Origin of the sequence: Agrococcus carbonis, assembly GCF_900104705.1 — a bacterium.
In the GTDB taxonomy this organism is placed as follows: domain Bacteria; phylum Actinomycetota; class Actinomycetes; order Actinomycetales; family Microbacteriaceae; genus Agrococcus; species Agrococcus carbonis.
Genome location: NZ_LT629734.1, coordinates 346,606 through 363,492, shown reverse-complemented (window position 1 = coordinate 363,492; position 16,887 = coordinate 346,606). Strand labels below are relative to the sequence as shown.

Below are 16,887 nucleotides of genomic sequence, written 5' to 3'. Positions count from 1 at the left end.
CCGGTCGCCACGGGCGGCCCGCCCGGCCGCCCCACAGACCACTGAGGGCCCCGCTGCGTACAGCGGGGCCCTCAGTCATGCCGGAAGCGTCACACCGAGCGGATCGCCACGACGGCGTTGTGCCCGCCGAAGCCGAACGAGTTCGACACGGCCAGCTGCGGCCCGTCGCCGAGGGCGATGGGCTCGCCCGAGATCCGCAGCGGCGCATCCGGGTCCTGCTCGGTCACGTTGATCGTCGGCGGCGCCTGGCGCTCGACGAGCGCGAGCACCGTGAAGACGGCCTCGAGCGCACCGGTGCCGCCCAGCAGGTGGCCGTGCGCGGCCTTCGTCGCCGAGACCGGGATCTCGCGCACGCGCTCGCCGAACACGCGGTGCAGCGCGCGCACCTCGGCCACGTCGCCGACGGGCGTCGAGGTGGCGTGCGCGTTGATGTGCGTGACGTCGTCGGGCGTGGCGCCCGCCGCCTCGAGCGCGAGGTGCACGGCGCGGCTCGCGCCGAGGCCCTCCGGCTCGGGAGCCGTGATGTGGTGCGAGTCGGCGGTGACGCCGCCGCCGGCGAGCTCGGCGTAGATGCGGGCGCCGCGCGCGAGCGCGTGCTCCTCGGTCTCGAGCACGAGCGCCGCTGCACCCTCGCCCATGACGAACCCGTCGCGGGTGACGTCGTAGGGGCGGGATGCGGTGGCAGGGTCGTCGTTGCGGCGCGAGAGCGCCTGCATCGAGGAGAAGGCCGCGAGCGTGAGCGGGTGGATGGCCGACTCGCTGCCGCCGGCGATCACCACGTCGGCGAGACCGGCCTGCAGGTGCTCGTAGGCGTTGACGAGCGCCTCGGTGCTCGAGGCGCACGCGGAGGCGACGGTGCGGGCGTAGGCGCGCGCCTCGAAGTGCATCGAGACGGCCGCCGAGGGAGCGTTGGGCATGAGCATCGGCACCGTCATGGGCATGACGCGGCGCGGGCCCTTCTCGCGGAGCGTGTCCCACGCGTCGAGCAGCGTCCAGAGGCCGCCGATGCCGGTCGAGAAGTCGACGCCGAGCCGCTCCGAGGGCACCTCGGGCGAGCCCGCGTCCGCGAAGGCCTCCTTCGCGGCGATGAGCGCGAACTGGCTCGACGGGTCGAGCCGCTTCGCGACCGGGCGCTCGAGCACCTCCGAGGGGCGCACCTTCGCCTCGGCGGCGAACGTGACGGGCAGCTCGTGCTGCTGCACCCACTCGTGCTCGAGGCTCCGCGCGCCGGACTCGCCGGCGAGCAGCGCCTCCCAGCTCTCGCGCGCGGTGCCGCCGAGCGGCGACGTGGCACCGATGCCGGTGATGACGATCTTCTTCGTCATGCCTCTCCTCCAAGATGGCGCGTGCGGCCGGTCACCCGGCCGCACGCGAACGCCTGCACAGGCTCAGGCCGCCTGGGCGCCCGTGATGTAGTCGACAGCGTCCTGCACGGTCTTGAGGTTCTTGACCTCGTCGTCCGGGATCTTGACGTCGAACTTCTCCTCGGCGTTCACGACGATCGTCATCATGGAGATCGAGTCGATGTCGAGGTCGTCGGTGAACGACTTCTCGAGCTGCACGTTCTCGGTCGCGATGCCGGTCTCGTCGTTCACGAGCTCGGCGAGCCCGGCGAGGACCTCGTCCTTGCTGAATGCCATGGGGTGTCTCCTTCTGTGGATGGAACGGGGTCGAGTCTAGGGGAGCACGACGACCTGGGCGCCGTACACGAGACCGGCGCCGAAGCCGATCTGCAGCGCGAGGCCGCCGGAGAGCTCGGGCTGCTCCTCGAGCAGCCGGTGCATCGCGAGCGGGATCGAGGCGGCCGAGGTGTTGCCGGTCGTGGCGATGTCGCGCGCGATCGCGACGCTCTCGGGGAGCTTCAGCTGCTTGGCGAACTCGTCGATGATGCGCATGTTGGCCTGGTGGGGGATGAACGCGGCGAGGTCGCCGGGCTCGATCCCGGCGGCGTCGAGCGCCTCGCGCGCCTTCTTCGCCATCTCCCACACGGCCCAGCGGAACACGGTCGGGCCGTCCTGTCGCAGGGTCGGCCACGGCTGCCCCTCGCGCATCGAGCCGAGCGTGTTGGTCATGCGGATGGTCTCCCAGTGCGAGCCGTCCGAGCCCCACACCGAGGGGCTGATGCCCGGCTCGTCCGAAGGGCCGACGACGACCGCGCCCGCGCCGTCGCCCAGCAGGAAGCTGATCGAGCGGTCGGTCGGGTCGACGACCTCCGAGAGCTTCTCGACGCCCACGACGAGCACGTGCTCGGCCATGCCGCTGCGCACGAGCGCGTCGGCCTGCGCGACGCCGTACGCGTAGCCCGCGCACGCCGCCGAGATGTCGAACGCGGGCGCGGGGGTCGCCCCGACGCGCTCGGTGAGCAGCGCCGCCATCGACGGCGTCTGCACCGTGTTGCTGATGGTCGAGACGATCACGGCGTCGAGCTGCGAGCCGTCGATGCCGGCGCGCTCGATCGCCTCGCGCGCAGCGGTCTCGGCGAGGTCGACCGCCTCGCTCCCGTCCGAGACGCGGGCGCGCGTGATGATGCCGGTGCGCTGCCGGATCCACTCGTCGGACGAGTCGATCGGGCCGACGAGCTCGTCGTTGGGCACGAGCCGGTCGCCGCGCGCGGCGCCGACCGACAGGATCCGCGATCCGCCGCGCGAGGCCAGCCTCTTCATCGCCGGGGTCCGCTTGGTCTCGCTCATGCTGCTGCTCCGCTCTCCAGCAGCGCGACGGCTGCCTCCAGGTCCTCAGGGGTGGTGATGCCGACCGACGGCACGCCGCGCAGGCCGCGCTTCGCGAGGCCGGTGAGCGCGCCTGCGGGGGCGAGCTCGACGATGCCGGTCACGCCCGCGGCGGCGAACGCCTCCATGCACCGGTCCCAGCGCACGGGGCTCGAGACCTGCCCGACGACGAGGTCGAGGAACGCGGGTCCGGATGCGACGGCGCTGCCGTCCCGGTTGGTCCAGAGAGTGGTGGTCGGGTCGGCGGCGGCCGTCTCGGCGGCGCGCGCGCGGAAGCGCTCGACCGCGGGCGCCATGTAGTCGGTGTGGAAGGCGCCGGCCGTCTGCAGCGGGATCACGCGAGCGCGCTCCGGGGGAACCTCCGCGAGGGCGGCGAGCGCGTCGAGGGCGCCCGCGACCACGATCTGGCCGCCGCCGTTGTAGTTCGCCGGCTGCAGGCCGAGCTCGGCGAGGCGCGCCTCGAGGGCGGCCTCGTCGGCACCGAGCACCGCGGCCATGCCGGTCGGCGTCTGCGCCGCCGCATCCGCCATCGCCCTCGCGCGCTCGCCCACGAGCGCCATGGCGTCCTCCGCGGTGAGCACGCCGGCCGCGACGGCGGCCGTGATCTCGCCGACCGAGTGGCCCGCGACGCCCGAGGCGAGCCGCGCGCGGTCGCCGAGGGCGTCGAGCGTGAGGATGCCCGCGGCGACGATGAGCGGCTGGGCCACGAGGGTGTCTCGGATGGTGTCGGCGTCCGAGACCGTGCCGTGCTCGACGAGGTCGACGCCGGCTGCGTCGCCGAGGGCGCGGAGCCGCTCGTGCACGCCCGGCAGCTCGAGCCACGGGGCGAGGAATCCTGGCTTCTGCGAGCCCTGGCCTGGTGCGACGATGACGATCACGGCATTCATCCTCCCACCGCGCCCTTGCCCCGGGCGGCATGGCGCTGGTGCTGGGATCCGGGCTGCGGCTGCCGTTGCGCACGCTCGCGCGACGCGTCGTGGATGGCGCCGAGGATGATCGCGGTGTGCAGCGCGAGGGCCTCGCGCGCACCCGTCGCGTCCCAGCCGATGATCTCGCTGATGCGCTTGAGGCGGTAGCGGACGGTGTTGGGATGCACGAAGAGCTCGCGCGCCGTCGCCTCGAGGGAGCGGCCCGTGTCGAGGTAGCACGCGAGCGTCGCGAGCAGGTCGCTCGAGTGGTCGCGCAGCGGCTGGTAGATGCCGCGCAGCAGCTCGGCGCGCGCGAGCGGGTCGCCCGCGAGGGCGCGCTCGGGCAGCAGGTCGTCGGCGCGCACGGGGCGTGGGGTGCGGCGCCACGCGTCTGCGACGGCGAAGCCCGCGAGCGCGGCCTTCGCGCTGCGAGCGGCCTCGACGATGCTCGGCACCGCGGGTCCCAGCACGAGGTGGCCCTCGCCGAAGCCCTCGGCGAGCTGGCTCGCGATCGCGAGGAACTCGATCGGGTCGTCGCCGGCCTCGTCCTCGGCGGCGGCGCGGCCGATGACGACCACCAGGCGGGTGCCCTGCACGCCGACGAGCACGTCGCATCCGGCATGCCTCGCCTTCCGGCGGATGACGTCGACGTCGAGCGTGCGCGGCGCGACGCCCACGAGCACGGCGCACTCGCCGCGGCCGTGCCAGCCGAGGGCCGCCGAACGGCTCGGCAGCTCGTCGTCGTGCTCGCCCGTGAGGATCGAGTCGACGACGAGGGCTTCGAGCCGCGCGTCCCACAGCCCGCGCGACTCGGCGGCGCGCGCGTAGACGTCGGCGGCCGCGAACGCGATCTCGCGCGAGTAGCGCAGGATCGGCTCGCGCATGCGCGGGTCGGCGTCGCCGATGCGCTCCTCGAAGACCGACACGACGGTGCGGATGAGCTGGAGCGTCTGCTGCAGGCTCACGCTGCGCAGCAGCTCCCTGGGCGCCGCCGCGAAGACGTCGGCGGCGATCCAGGGCTGCGCCTCGGGATCCTCGTGCCAGGCGATGAAGGACGTGATGCCCGACTGCGCCACGAGCCCCACCGCGCTCCGCCGCGAGGGCGGCATCGTGCGGTACCAGGGCAAGCGGTCGTCGAGCGCCCGCATCACCTGCGTCGCGAGGTCGCCGGAGATGCGGCGCAGCCACGCGAGCTGCTGCGCCTGGAGCTCGGCGTCGGCGGGCAGCGCCGACCGCCTAGGCGTCGCCGCCGGCGGTGCCGGAGACGCCCGCGGTCACGTCGTGCAGGTCGTACTTCGAGATCGCCTGCTGCACCATGCCGAGCGGCACCTTGCCCTGCTTCGCGAGCGCGTCGAGCGCGCGCACGACCACCGAGTGGCTGTCGATCTTGAAGAAGCGACGAGCCGCGGCGCGCGTGTCGGCGAAGCCGAAGCCGTCGGCGCCGAGCGTCGCGTAGTCGCCGGGCACCCACTGGCGGATCTGGTCCTGCACCGCGTGCATGTAGTCGCTCGTGGCGATGAAGGGCCCCTCGGCCTCCGAGAGCCGCTGCGTGACGTACGGCACCTTTGCGGGCTCCTGCGGGTGCAGGAGGTTGTGCTCCTCGACCGCGAGCGCGTCGCGGCGCAGCTCGCTCCACGAGGTCACCGACCAGATGTCGGCCGAGATGCCCCAGTCCTTGCCGAGCAGCTCCTGCGCGTGGTGGAGCCACGGGAGGGCGACGCCCGAGCCGAGCAGCTGCACCTTGATGGGGTGGTGGTCGCTCGTCGAGACGCGGTGGATGCCGCGGCGGATGCCCTCGACGTCGACGCCCTCGGGCTCGGCCGGCTGCAGCATCGGCTCGTTGTAGACCGTGAGGTAGACGATGACGTCCTCGGGGGTCTCGCCGTACATGCGCTCGAGGCCCATCTGGGTGATGTGCGCGATCTCGTAGCCGTAGGCCGGGTCGTAGGCGAGCACGGCGGGGTTCGTCGAGGCGAGCAGCGGCGAGTGGCCGTCGGCGTGCTGCGTGCCCTCGCCGGCGAGCGTCGTGCGGCCCGCGGTGGCGCCGATCAGGAAGCCGCGCGCCATCTGGTCGGCGGCCGCCCAGATCGAGTCGCCGGTGCGCTGGAAGCCGAACATCGAGTAGAAGACGTAGATCGGCACGAGCGGCTCGCCGTGGGTCGAGTACGACGTGCCGGCGGCGGTGAACGCCGCCATCGCGCCGGCCTCGTTGATGCCGACGTGCACGATCTGGCCGTCGGGCGCCTCCCGGTACTTCAGCAGCAGGTCGCGGTCGACCGAGGTGTAGTTCTGGCCCTGCGGGTTGTAGATCTTGGCGGTCGGGAAGAACGCGTCGATGCCGAACGTGCGCGCCTCGTCGGGGATGATCGGCACGATCCGCTCGCCCCAGCCCTTGTCGCGCAGCAGATCCTTGAGCAGGCGGACGAACGCCATGGTCGTGGCGACCTCCTGCTTGCCCGAGCCCTTCTTGGGCATGTCGTAGGTCTTCGCCTCGGGCAGCGGGATGATCGTGTGCTTCGAGCGGCGCTCGGGCGTGAAGCCGCCGAGCTCGCGCCGGCGCTCGAGCATGTACTGGATCTCGGGCGACTCGACGCCGGGGTTCCAGTACGGCGGGTGGTACGGGTCGCTCTCGAGCTGCTTGTCCGAGATGTCGATCTGCATCGCGTCGCGGAAGGTCTTGAGGTCGTCGAGCGTGAGCTTCTTCATCTGGTGGGTCGCGTTGCGCCCCTCGAAGCTCTTGCCGAGCCCGTAGCCCTTGACCGTCTTGGCGATGATGACCGTCGGCTGGCCCTTGTGCTGGCTCGCCGCCTTGTAGGCCGCGTAGACCTTCCGGTAGTCGTGGCCGCCGCGCTTGAGCGCCCAGATCTCGTCGTCCGAGAGGTGCTTCACCATCTCGAGCGTGCGCGGGTCGCGGCCGAAGAACTGCTCGCGCACGAACAGGCCCGACTCCGCCTTGTAGGTCTGGTAGTCGCCGTCGGGCGTCGCGTTCATGAGATCGCGCAGCGCGCCGTCGTGGTCGGCGTCGAGCAGGGCGTCCCACTCGCGGCCCCAGATGACCTTGATGACGTTCCAGCCCGCGCCGCGGAAGAACGACTCGAGCTCCTGGATGATCTTGCCGTTGCCGCGCACCGGGCCGTCGAGCCGCTGCAGGTTGGCGTTGATCACGAAGTTGAGGTTGTCGAGGCCGTCGTTCGCCGCGAGCTGCAGCGCGCCGCGCGACTCGACCTCGTCCATCTCGCCGTCGCCGAGGAATGCCCAGACCTGCGCGTCGATGTCGCTCTTGAGGCCGCGGTTGACGAGGTAGCGGTTCGCCTGCGCCTGGTAGATCGCGTTGATCGGGCCGAGCCCCATCGACACCGTCGGGAACTGCCAGAACTCCGGCATCATGCGCGGGTGCGGGTAGGAGGGGATGCCGTTGGGCGCCTTCGACTTCTCCTGCCGGAAGGCGTCCATCTGCGCCTCGCTCAGGCGCCCCTCGAGGAACGCGCGGGCGTACATGCCGGGGGAGGCGTGGCCCTGGTAGAAGATCTGGTCGCCGCCGCCCGGCGCGTCCTGCCCGCGGAAGAAGTGGTTGAGGCCCACCTCGTAGAGCGAGGCCGACGACGCGTAGGTCGAGATGTGGCCGCCGACGCCGATGCCGGGCGCCTGCGCGCGGTGCACCATGATCGCGGCGTTCCACCGGATCCAGCGCCGGTACGTGCGCTCGAGCGCCTCGTCACCGGGGAACTCCGGCTCGTCCGAGGCGGCGATCGTGTTGAGGTAGTCGGTGGTCGGCACCATCGGCACACCCAGGTGCAGATCCTTCGAGCGCTTCAGCAGGCTCAGCATGATCTCGCGCCCGCGCTGCGGGCCGTGCGTCGCGACGAGCTGGTCGAGCGACTCCTGCCACTCGGCAGTCTCGGCCGGGTCCGAGTCGTTGGTGTGGCCCGAGTAGGGGTCCTGGTCGTTCAGCACCGAAGCTCCTGACGTCGATTCCTGCGGCACGCCCTGGGTGCTGGGGCCGCCCGTCCACTCTAGCCACCGCGCCGTGCCCGACGAGTCCGGCCCGAGGGCCGGTCTGGCACGATGAAGGGCGGATGCGCAGCACGACCCGGGGAGGACGCATGGCACTGCAGATCGGCGACGAGGCTCCCGACTTCACCCTCACCGACCACACGGGCGAGGCGATCACGCTCTCGGCGCTGCGCGGCAGCCCCGTCGTGCTCGTGTTCTACCCGGCCGCGTTCACGGGCCGCTGCACGGGCGAGCTGTGCGCGATCCGCGACGAGCTCTCGGCGTTCGAGGGCGCCGAGGCGAAGGTCTACGGCGTCTCGACCGACACCGCCGCGTCGCTGCGCGTCTTCCACGAGCAGGAGGGCCTCACCTTCGACCTGCTGAGCGACTTCTGGCCGCACGGCGCGGTCGCGCAGGCGTACGACGCGTTCCTCCCCGAGCGCGGGCAGGCGACCCGGGCGACCTACGTGATCGACCGCGACGGCAGGATCGCCGCGCACTTCCGCGTGAGCCCCGCCGAGTCGCGGGACATGGACGCGTACCGCGAGGCGCTCGCGGGGCTCGCGTAGCCTCCCCGCGCCCGTCAGCCGGCGCGGCGGTAGCGCGTGACGATCACGCCGTTGCGAAGCGGCTCCGCCGAGCGCAGCGCGAGCCGCCGCGTGCTCGGCAGCCCGTCGGCGAAGAGGGTGGGTCCGTGCCCGACGATGCGCGGGTGGACGAGGAGGACGTACTCGTCGATGAGCCCGAGTCGGTCGAGCTCGGTCGCGAGCCGGCCGCTGCCGAGCAGCACGCCGTCGGGGGTCGCGTCCTTGAGCGCCTGGACGCCCGTGCGCAGGTCGCCGGCGATCCGATGGCTGTTGGTCCACGGGAAGCTCGTGCGGGTCGCCGACACGACGTGCTTGGGCTTCGCCTCGAGCTTGCGGGCCCACGCGACCATCGCCGGCGTCGCGTCGACCTCGCCGCGCGCGATGGGCGGCCAGGCCTCCTCCATCATCTCGTAGGTGACGCGGCCCCACAGCATGGCGCCTGCGCCGTCCATGAGCGCCGAGAAGAAGGCGTGCGTCTCGTCGTCGGCGATGCCCTCACGATGATCGATGCATCCGTCGAGGGTGACGTTGATGCCGAAGGTCAGCAGCCCCATGTCGGGAGCGTAGACCCGGAGCACGGCAGCGGCCAGGCGCACGGCCGCGCGGGAGCGTCACGGTGGGCGGTGCCGGGCTCGAACCGGCGACCCCTTCGGTGTAAGCGAAGTGCGCTACCAGCTGCGCCAACCGCCCCCGGGTGCCATCCTGCCACCCGCGCGCGCCGGGCCCGCGCATCCGCCCGGCACGGCATCCCTAGGATGGGGCCATGACGAGCGTCGCCGATGTGCAGCGTGCGGTGGAGTCGCTCTGGCCCGCCGCCACCGCTGAGGAGTGGGACGCCGTCGGGCTCGTCGCGGGGGATCCGGCCGATCCGGTCGAGCGCATCCTGCTCGCCGTGGACGCGGTGACGGCGACCGCCGCGGAGGCGGTCGAGCGCGGCGCCGACCTGCTGCTCGTGCACCACCCGCTGCTGCTGCGCGGCGCGACGAGCGTCGCCGCGACGACCCCGGCGGGCCGCATCATCACGCGCCTCGTGCGCGAGCGCGTCGCGCTGCTGGCCGCCCACACGAACGCCGACGCGGTCGATCGCGGCACGAGCGGTGAGCTCGCATCGATGCTCGGCCTCGAGCGCGTCGTCCCGATCGTCGAGAACCGCGTCGACCCCGCGAAGGGCCTCGGCCGCGTGGGCACGCTCCCGGAGCCGGTCCCGCTCGGCGAGCTCGTGCGCCGGCTCGCGGGTCTCGTCCCCGCGGTCGCGGGCGGCCTCCGCGCCGCGGGCGATGCGGATCGCGCAGTGCGGCGCATCGCGATCTGCGGCGGCGCGGGCGACTCGCTGCTGCGCGAGCCCGCGGTGCTCGGCGCCGACGTCTACATCACGAGCGACCTGCGCCACCACCCCGCCTCCGACGCGCGCGAGCGGCACGCGGCGGGCGAGGGGCCGGCGCTCATCGACATCTCGCACTGGGCGAGCGAATCGCTGTGGCTGCGGCCGGCGGCCGAGCAGCTGCGCACCGCGCTGCCGGGTGTCGACGTCGTCGTGAGCGAGATCCGGACGGACCCATGGGACTTCGCGGTCCCGCAGGAGGAGCAGGCATGGCACTGAAGGCGAGCAACCACGACCAGCGGCAGCTGCTGACGCTGCAGGAGGCCGACACCCGCATCGTGCGGCTGCAGGCCAAGGCGCGGGCGCTGCCGCAGACGCCGCGCATCGAGCAGCTCGACACTGAGCTCGTGCAGCTCGACCGCGAGGTGCTCGAACGGCTCGGCGAGCACGACGACATCGCCGCTGAGGTCGGCCGCATCGAGAACGACGTGCAGACGGTCGAGGCCAGGCTCAAGCGCAACCACGAGCGGCTGCCGCTCATCACCGATCCCAAGACGGCGACCGCGACCGAGCACGAGATCGGCACGCTCGAGCGGAGGCGGGGCGAGCTCGAGGATCTCGAGCTCGAGGCGATGCAGCGCCAGGAGGACGCGGAGGCGGCGCTCGCCGCGGCGCGGGAGCGCGCCGGCGCGGCTCGCGCGGAGCGCGAGCGGCTCGCCGCCGAGCGCGATGCGGAGGCCGCGGGGATCGCGGCCGAGCTCGAGCAGGCCCGCAGCGAGCGCGAGCGGCTCGCGGCGCCCGTGCCGACCGATCTCCTCGCCCTCTACGAGCGGCAGCGCGAGCGCTACGGCATCGGTGCGACGCTGCTGCAGCGCCGCACCTCCGTCGCGTCGGGCGTCGAGCTGACGGCCGCCGAGCTCTACGAGATCCGGCAGGCGCCGGAGGACGACGTGCTGCTCGACCCCAACTCCTCGGCGATCCTCGTGCGCACGGAGGAGAGCGGGATCTGACCCGCGCGCGCGACGCGCGACGTACGATCGGCGTGGGAGGTGCGCCATGGAGGTCGTCGAGGTCGCCGACGAGGCGGGCCTCGACGAGTTCCTGCGGCTCGGGCGGGAGACGCACGGCGGCCGCGCAGTGCCGGTCCTCGAGCGCACCGTGCGGGCATGGCACCGCGGCACGACCCCGCATCCGCACCCCGTGACGCTGCTGCTCGCGCGCACCGGCGCCCACCCCGTGGGGCGCGCGATCGTGCACCGCGACGACCGCCTCGACGCCCGGCTCGGCAGCCGGGCGCTCGTCTTCGGCGCGCTCGAGGCGCGCGACGCGGCCGTGCTCGACGCCTTGCTCGACGACATCGAGCGCCGAGCGCTCGCCGCGGGCGCGACCGAGGTCTTCGGGCCGGCGCAGCTGCTGCCCAACCAGTCGGGCGGGGTGATCACCGCGGGCTTCGAGGAGCGCGGGTTCCTCGACGCCGCGTGGAACCCCGAGTGGGTGCCCGAGGTGCTCGAGGCGCGCGGCATGGAGCGCTGGTACGAGGGCGACACGTGGGTGGTCGACGTCGTCGACGAGGACGGTCCGAGCGTCGCGGAGCTCGACGCGGCGGGCATCCGCATCGACGAGGTCACGCGCGCCGGCCTCGGCCGCGGGCTGCGGGCGCTGCTGCCGCTCCTCAACGACTCGTTCGCGCAGCTGCCGTACTTCACGCCGTTCACGGCGGCCGAGCTGCACGCGCAGTTCTCGGGGTTCTGGCTGCTGCACGAGCCGGGGCTCTTCCTCATCGCGCGCGACGAGGAGGACGTGCCGCTCGCGTTCGTGCTCGCCGTGCTCGATGCCGCGCCGATGCTCCAGGCATCCGGCGGCCGCTTCGGCCCGCGAGAGCGGTGGCGGCTGCTCGCGCACCGGCGCGAGCTGCGGTCGGATGCGGTGCTCGTCATCCAGGGCGCGCGGCCGGAAGCGCAGGGCAAGGGCATCGTGACGCTCCTGAGCCGCCGGCTGCACGCGAACCTCGCCGACATCGGCTGCCGCAGGCTGCGGTCGACGCCGGTCGGGCGGCAGAACCCCGGATCGGCGCGGCAGTTCTCGCGCTTCGGCGGCCGGCCGCTGCACGCGACCGCCTACTACCGGAAGTCGCTGACGCGGTGACGAGCGCCCCGCTATCCTGGTCCTGCGAATCGGTCGGCCAGGCGGTCGCGTCGCGCATCTTCGGATGCGTGCCGAGGAACGTCCGGGCTCCGCAGAGCAGGGCGGTGGATAACGTCCACCCGGGGCAACCCGCGAGCAAGTGCAACAGAGAGCAGGTCCACCGGTCGGGGCGACCCGGCCGGCCAGGAGTGAAACGGTGGGGCAAGAGCCCACCAGCGCGGCGCGTGAGCGTCGCGGCTAGGCAAACCTCGCCCGGAGCAAGACCAGACAGCGGATCACGGGGCTGCTCGTCCCATCCGCGGGTAGGTCGCTAGAGGCGCACGGCGACGTGCGTCGTAGAGAGATGACCGTCCACGACAGAACCCGGCGTATCGGCCGGCCGATTCGCCCGCTGGAGCTCAGGGCGGAGGCCCTTTCGGGCCTCCGCCGCGACGCCAGCGCCGACGCGCGTCCCGGGCGTCGGGAACCGCTGCACCTGCGCACAGCGTCCCCTCGAGGCGTCTGCCCGCTCAGTCAGGCCGCCACCGCGACCGGCTGCGACTCCTCCGCCACCGGCTGCGGCGCGCGCCGGGCCCACCGCTTGAGCGCGACGACCGCGAGCGCGGTGATGATCGCGCCGACGACGATCGCGACGACGAACATCAGCAGGTTGCCGATCGCGAAGAAGACGAAGATGCCGCCGTGCGGCGCCTGGCTCGTGACGCCCGCCGCCATCGAGATCGCCCCGGTCGTCGCGGCGCCGAGGATCGAGGCCGGGATGACGCGCAGCGGATCGGCCGCGGCGAACGGGATCGCGCCCTCGGAGATGAACGAGGCGCCGAGCAGCCATGCGGCCTTGCCGTTCTCCCGCTCGGCGAGCGAGAAGAGCCTGCGGTCGATGACGGTCGCGAGGGCCATGCCGAGCGGCGGGACCATGCCCGCCGCCATCACGGCGGCCATGATCATCCACGGCGCTGGGTTCTCGGGCGACCCCTCGGCGAGGCCTGCGACGGCGAAGCCGTAGGCGACCTTGTTGATGGGGCCGCCCAGGTCGAAGGCCATCATCGTGCCGAGCAGCAGGCCGAGCAGGATCGCCCCGGTGCCGGTCAGGCCGCCGAGGAACCCGTAGAGCGCCTCGGACAGCGCCGCGATCGGCCCGCCGAGCAGCATCACCATGAGGCCCGAGGCGAAGATCGAGGCGAGCAGGGGGATGACGACGACGGGCATGAGCCCCCGCATCCACACCGGCACGCGCCACGACCCGATCCACCACGCGGCGACGCCCGCGAGCAGGCCGCCCACGATGCCGCCCAGGAAGCCGGCGCCCATGAGGCCCGCGACGGAGCCGGCGACGAAGCCGGGTGCGATGCCCGGCCGGTCGGCGATGCCGAAGGCGATGTAGCCCGCGAGCGCCGGCACGAGGAAGCCCATCGACGCCTGACCGATCGCGAACGCGACGCAGCCGAGGTAGTAGAGGAGGCCCTCCGGCGGGAGGTTCCACAGCGTCGTCGAGAGCGCGACGTCCTGCGCGGTCGAGAGCGACGTGCCCTCGGCGGCGAACGCGATCTCGAAGCCGCCCAGCAGGAAGCCGAGGGCGAGCAGGAGGCCGCCGCCAGCGACGAACGGGATCATGTAGCTCACGCCCGTGAGCAGCGAGCGCTTCACCGTGCCGCCGATCGAGCGCGAGGACGCCTGCGGCTGCGCCTCATCGGCGCCCGAACCGCCCGCGACGCGTGCCCCGGCGGGGTCGTCGGCGATGCGCAGGGCCTCGGCGATGAGCTCGTCGGGCGCGTCGATGCCGCGCTTGACCGGCACCTGCACGAACGGCTTGCCGGCGAAGCGCGAGCGGTCGCGCACGTCGACGTCGACGGCGAAGACCACGGCGTCGGCATCGGCGATCGTCGCCGGCTCGAGCCGCTTCGTGCCGCTCGAGCCCTGCGTCTCGACGGCGATGCGCACGCCCGCGCGCTCGGCGGCCGCCTTGAGCGCATCCGCCGCCATGTAGGTGTGCGCGATCCCGGTCGGGCACGCGGTGATCGCGACGATGCCGCGCCGTCCCTCGGCGGCCGCGGCCGGCTCCTCGGGCTCCTCCTCGTCGGCGACCGCGCGCTCGACGAGCGCGACGACCTCCTGCGGCGAGGCGGCCGCGCGCAGCGCGCTCGTGAACTCCTCGTCGATGAGCGAGCCGGCGAGCCGCGAGAGCACGGCGAGGTGGGTCTCGGCGGCGCCCTCGGGCGCCATGATCATGAAGACGAGGTCGGCGGGACCGTCGCCGGCGCCGAAGTCGACGGCGGGGCGCAGCCGCGCGAAGCCGAGGGTCGGCTCGAGCACGGCCGACGACTTGCAGTGGGGGATGGCGATGCCGGCGCCCATGCCCGTCGGGGTGAGCGCCTCGCGGGCGAGCACCGCGTCGGCGAGACCGTCGGCGTCGGCGACGCGCGGGGTGTCGGCCGCGCGCGCGGCGAGCGCGCGGATGACGCTCTCCTTAACGGGTCCGAGGTCGGCGTCGAGCAGCACGAGGTCGGACGTGAGGATCTGGGGCATCAGTGCTCCTGGGGTTCGGCGGCCGCGGCCGCGAGGGGGGAGTCGGCCGTGGCCGGCGCGGGTCGGGGGAGGATGCGGACGCGCTCGGCGTCGGCATCGGCGGGGGTCGGGAAGCCAGTGCCGGACATCGCCGCAGCCGCGGAGCCGTGCGCGACGGCCTGCGCGAGGCGACCGGACGTGTCGTCGCCGCGCGCCTCGGCGATGAGCCAGCCGGCGAGGCTCGCGTCGCCGGCGCCGACGGTCGAGCGCACGACGGTGGGCGGCGCCTCCGCGCGCAGCGTGCCGGAGCGGTCGGCGAGGATCGCGCCGTCGCCGCCGAGGGTGAGCAGCACGGCGCCGACGCCGCGGCCGACGAGGGCCTCCGCTGCGGCGGCGGCGTCCGCAGGCGACGCGATCGCGCCGTGCGCGAGGCCGAGCAGCTCTTCGAGCTCCTCGTCGTTGGGCTTGACGAGGTCGACGCCGCCGGCCGAGACCGCCGCGGCGAGGGGCGCGCCCGAGGTGTCGACAGCGATGCGGATGCCCGGGGCGGCCTCGCGCGCGACGCGCACGATGTCGGCGACGAGACCCGGTGCGGTGCCGGCGGGCAGCGACCCCGCGACGACGAGCCAGCGGGCGGCGGCGGATCGCTCGCGCACCGCTCGCAGCACCGCCGCGATCGCCGCGTCGCCGAGCGCGGCGCCCGGCTCGTTGACCTTGGTCGTGGTGCCGTCGGGCTCGGTGATCGCGATGTTCGTGCGCACGGGGGAGCCGACCGCGACGCACGTCGCGTCGACGCCGTCGGCGGCGAGCAGCGCGGCGTAGCGGTCGTCGGCGTCGGCGAGCACGATCGCGTGGGCGTCGACGCCGGCTGCCGCGAGCACGCGGGCGACGTTGACGCCCTTGCCGGCGGCGACCTCGGTCGTCGCGCCGGCTGTGCGCTGCACGGCGCCGCGCGCGAGAGGAGCCGCGAGCTCGAGCGTGCGGTCGATCGAGGGGTTGAGGGTCAGCGTGACGATCATGCGACGTGCACCTCGCAGCCGGCGGCGTCGAGCGCCGCGGCGAGCTCGGTCGACGGCGCGGTGTCGGTCAGCAGCACGTCGACGGCGTCGAGGCCGGCGAAGCGCACGAGCGAGGCCTCGTCGAGCTTCGCGCCGTCGGCGAGCACGGCGACGCGGCGACCGGCGCGCACGATCGCCGTCTTCACGGCCGCCTCGTCGGGGTCGGGCGTCGTGAGCCCTGCGGCGTCGAGGCCGTTCGTGCCGAGGATGACGAGGTCGGGCCGCAGCGCGCCGATCGCGAGCACGGTCTGCGCGCCGACGGCGGCGCCGGTGACGGCGCGGATGCGGCCCCCGATCGCGTGCACCTCGATCGCGGAGTGCGCGGCGAGCGCCTGCGCGATGGCGGGGGAGTGCGTCGCGACGACGAGCCGCGGGCCGCCGGCCTCCGGCCACGTCGCGACGATCTCGTCGGCGAGCGCCGCGGTCGTCGTGCCGGCGTCGAGCAGCACGCTCGTCGCGCCGGAGGCGAGCAGTCGCTCGCACGCGAGCCGCGCGATGCGGCGCTTGCCCTCGGCGTTGGCGCTCGCGCGCTCGGCGACCGCCGGCTCGACGAGGCTCGACCGCCCTGCGCTCACCGCGCCGCCGTGCACGCGGCGGGCGACGCCCGCCTCCTCGAGCGCGTCGAGGTCGCGCCGCACGGTCTCGGTGGTGATGCGGAAGTCTCGGGCGAGCTCGGTGACGAGCACGCGTCCGTCGGTGCGCAGCCGCGCGGCGATCGCGTCTCGGCGCTGGGGGGCGAGCATCGGTGCATCCACGCTGGCGACGATACAACACAAGCGCAGATGAAACAAGAGAAACAAAGATCACAGGCGCGGCCCGTGCATGCGCGCGCAACGACGCCCCGGCGCAGCGGTCGGGGGCGTCAGCGGATGCGGTCAGACGCCGCGCGCGAGCGCCGCGGCTCCGATGATCCCGGCGTTGTTGCGCAGCATCGCGGGGACGATCGGCGTCTGCAGCTCGAGCAGCGGCAGGAACTTGTCGGCCGACTTCGACACGCCGCCGCCCACGACGAACAGGTCGGGCGAGAAGATGAACTCCAGGTGGCTGTAGTAGCGCTGCAGGCGCGCGGCCCACGCCTCCCAGCTGAGCCCCTCGGCCTCGCGCACGCGGTTCGACGCACGGCTCTCGGCGTCGTGGCCGTCGAGCTCGAGGTGGCCGAGCTCGGCGTTCGGGATGAGCACGCCGTTGTAGATGAGGGCCCCGCCGATCCCGGTGCCGAGGGTCGTCATGATGACGAGCCCCGCCGCATCCTTCGCGGCGCCGTAGTGGTCCTCGGCGAAGCCCGCCGCATCCGCGTCGTTGACGAAGTGGATGTCGCGCCCGAGCGCCCGCTCGAAGAGCGACTCCGCCTCGAGCCCGATCCACGCCTTCGAGACGTTGGCGGCGCTCATCGTGCGGCCGCGGCGGACGATCGCGGGGAAGGTCACGCCGATGGGGGTGTCGTCGTCGATCTCGAGGCGGCTGACGAGCTCGACCACCGCATCCCGGATCGCGTCGGGCTCGCCGCCCGCCGGCGTCGGCACCTTCACGCGATCGCTCAGCAGCTCGCCGCGCTGCACGTCGACGAGCGCCGCCTTCACGCCCGTGCCGCCGATGTCGACCCCGACCGCCTTGTCCCTGGACTTCACCACGGCGACGATCCTG

Annotated in this window: 15 protein-coding genes, 1 tRNA gene and 1 other RNA gene; 5 read left to right on the top strand and 12 right to left on the bottom strand. The window is 73.6% G+C overall.

The genetic code is table 11. The annotated features are described in order from the left end of the window. Positions 1-89: 89 nt before the first annotated feature. From BLT67_RS01755 to aceE, 6 genes are all read right to left on the bottom strand, one after another. The gene (locus BLT67_RS01755) at positions 90-1,325 is read right to left on the bottom strand and encodes a beta-ketoacyl-[acyl-carrier-protein] synthase family protein (protein ID WP_092665370.1); all 1,236 of its coding nucleotides are present in this window, start codon (positions 1,323-1,325) and stop codon (positions 90-92) included. Positions 1,326-1,388: 63 nt separating this feature from the next. Then, complete coding sequence (locus BLT67_RS01750; RefSeq protein ID WP_092665368.1) at positions 1,389-1,640, bottom strand: acyl carrier protein; 252 nt, start codon at positions 1,638-1,640, stop codon at positions 1,389-1,391. Between the two features lie 36 nt (positions 1,641-1,676). Beyond that, positions 1,677-2,690 carry a beta-ketoacyl-ACP synthase III gene (locus tag BLT67_RS01745; RefSeq protein ID WP_231945538.1) on the bottom strand — a complete coding sequence of 338 codons (1,014 nt, stop codon included), beginning with the start codon at positions 2,688-2,690 and terminating at the stop codon, positions 1,677-1,679. Next, complete coding sequence (locus tag BLT67_RS01740) at positions 2,687-3,607, bottom strand: ACP S-malonyltransferase (RefSeq protein WP_092665363.1); 921 nt, start codon at positions 3,605-3,607, stop codon at positions 2,687-2,689. The genes BLT67_RS01745 and BLT67_RS01740 overlap by 4 nt, the downstream gene beginning before the upstream one ends. 5 nt (positions 3,608-3,612) lie before the next feature. Beyond that, positions 3,613-4,785: a PucR family transcriptional regulator gene (locus tag BLT67_RS01735; protein ID WP_092665360.1), complete on the bottom strand. Its 1,173-nt coding sequence runs from the start codon at positions 4,783-4,785 to the stop codon at positions 3,613-3,615. 88 nt (positions 4,786-4,873) lie between these two features. Continuing rightward, positions 4,874-7,591 (bottom strand): pyruvate dehydrogenase (acetyl-transferring), homodimeric type, encoded by a 2,718-nt coding sequence (gene aceE, locus BLT67_RS01730; protein WP_092665357.1) that lies wholly within the window; start codon positions 7,589-7,591, stop codon positions 4,874-4,876. 149 nt (positions 7,592-7,740) lie between these two features. On the opposite strand from aceE, the gene BLT67_RS01725 reads away from it, so the two are divergent. After that, positions 7,741-8,199, top strand: coding sequence for a peroxiredoxin (locus BLT67_RS01725; RefSeq protein ID WP_092665354.1), 459 nt, complete (start codon positions 7,741-7,743; stop codon positions 8,197-8,199). Between the two features lie 14 nt (positions 8,200-8,213). Here the strand turns inward: BLT67_RS01725 and BLT67_RS01720 are convergent, their stop codons facing one another. Continuing rightward, positions 8,214-8,771, bottom strand: a complete 558-nt coding sequence (locus BLT67_RS01720) for a dihydrofolate reductase family protein (RefSeq protein WP_092665351.1) — start codon at positions 8,769-8,771, stop codon at positions 8,214-8,216. A 63-nt stretch (positions 8,772-8,834) separates the two neighbouring features. Beyond that, positions 8,835-8,907, bottom strand: a tRNA-Val gene (locus BLT67_RS01715). A gap of 73 nt (positions 8,908-8,980) precedes the next feature. Here BLT67_RS01715 and BLT67_RS01710 point away from each other — a divergent pair. The 4 genes from BLT67_RS01710 (at position 8,981) to rnpB (ending at position 12,070) form a co-directional block, all read left to right on the top strand. Further along, positions 8,981-9,817, top strand: coding sequence for a Nif3-like dinuclear metal center hexameric protein (locus BLT67_RS01710; RefSeq protein ID WP_092665348.1), 837 nt, complete (start codon positions 8,981-8,983; stop codon positions 9,815-9,817). Next, entirely contained in the window at positions 9,808-10,548 is a 741-nt protein-coding gene (locus tag BLT67_RS01705; RefSeq protein WP_092665345.1) for a zinc ribbon domain-containing protein, read from the top strand. Before BLT67_RS01710 ends, BLT67_RS01705 begins: the two co-directional genes overlap by 10 nt. Before the next feature lie 46 nt (positions 10,549-10,594). Then, positions 10,595-11,683, top strand: a complete 1,089-nt coding sequence (locus tag BLT67_RS01700) for a GNAT family N-acetyltransferase (protein ID WP_092665342.1) — start codon at positions 10,595-10,597, stop codon at positions 11,681-11,683. Between the two features lie 29 nt (positions 11,684-11,712). Continuing rightward, positions 11,713-12,070: RNase P RNA component class A (rnpB, locus tag BLT67_RS01695), an RNA gene on the top strand. A 126-nt stretch (positions 12,071-12,196) separates the two neighbouring features. Here rnpB and BLT67_RS01690 read toward each other — a convergent pair. The 4 genes from BLT67_RS01690 to ppgK form a co-directional block, all read right to left on the bottom strand. Further along, positions 12,197-14,206: a PTS fructose transporter subunit IIABC gene (locus tag BLT67_RS01690; protein WP_092665340.1), complete on the bottom strand. Its 2,010-nt coding sequence runs from the start codon at positions 14,204-14,206 to the stop codon at positions 12,197-12,199. Then, positions 14,206-15,204 (bottom strand): 1-phosphofructokinase family hexose kinase, encoded by a 999-nt coding sequence (locus BLT67_RS01685; protein ID WP_092665337.1) that lies wholly within the window; start codon positions 15,202-15,204, stop codon positions 14,206-14,208. The genes BLT67_RS01690 and BLT67_RS01685 overlap by 1 nt, the downstream gene beginning before the upstream one ends. Beyond that, entirely contained in the window at positions 15,201-15,986 is a 786-nt protein-coding gene (locus tag BLT67_RS01680) for a DeoR/GlpR family DNA-binding transcription regulator (RefSeq protein ID WP_092665334.1), read from the bottom strand. Before BLT67_RS01680 ends, BLT67_RS01685 begins: the two co-directional genes overlap by 4 nt. Positions 15,987-16,118: 132 nt before the next feature. Next, a complete protein-coding gene (gene ppgK, locus BLT67_RS01675; protein WP_407922510.1) occupies positions 16,119-16,874 on the bottom strand; it encodes a polyphosphate--glucose phosphotransferase in 756 nt (251 codons plus the stop codon). Positions 16,875-16,887 lie beyond the last annotated feature (13 nt).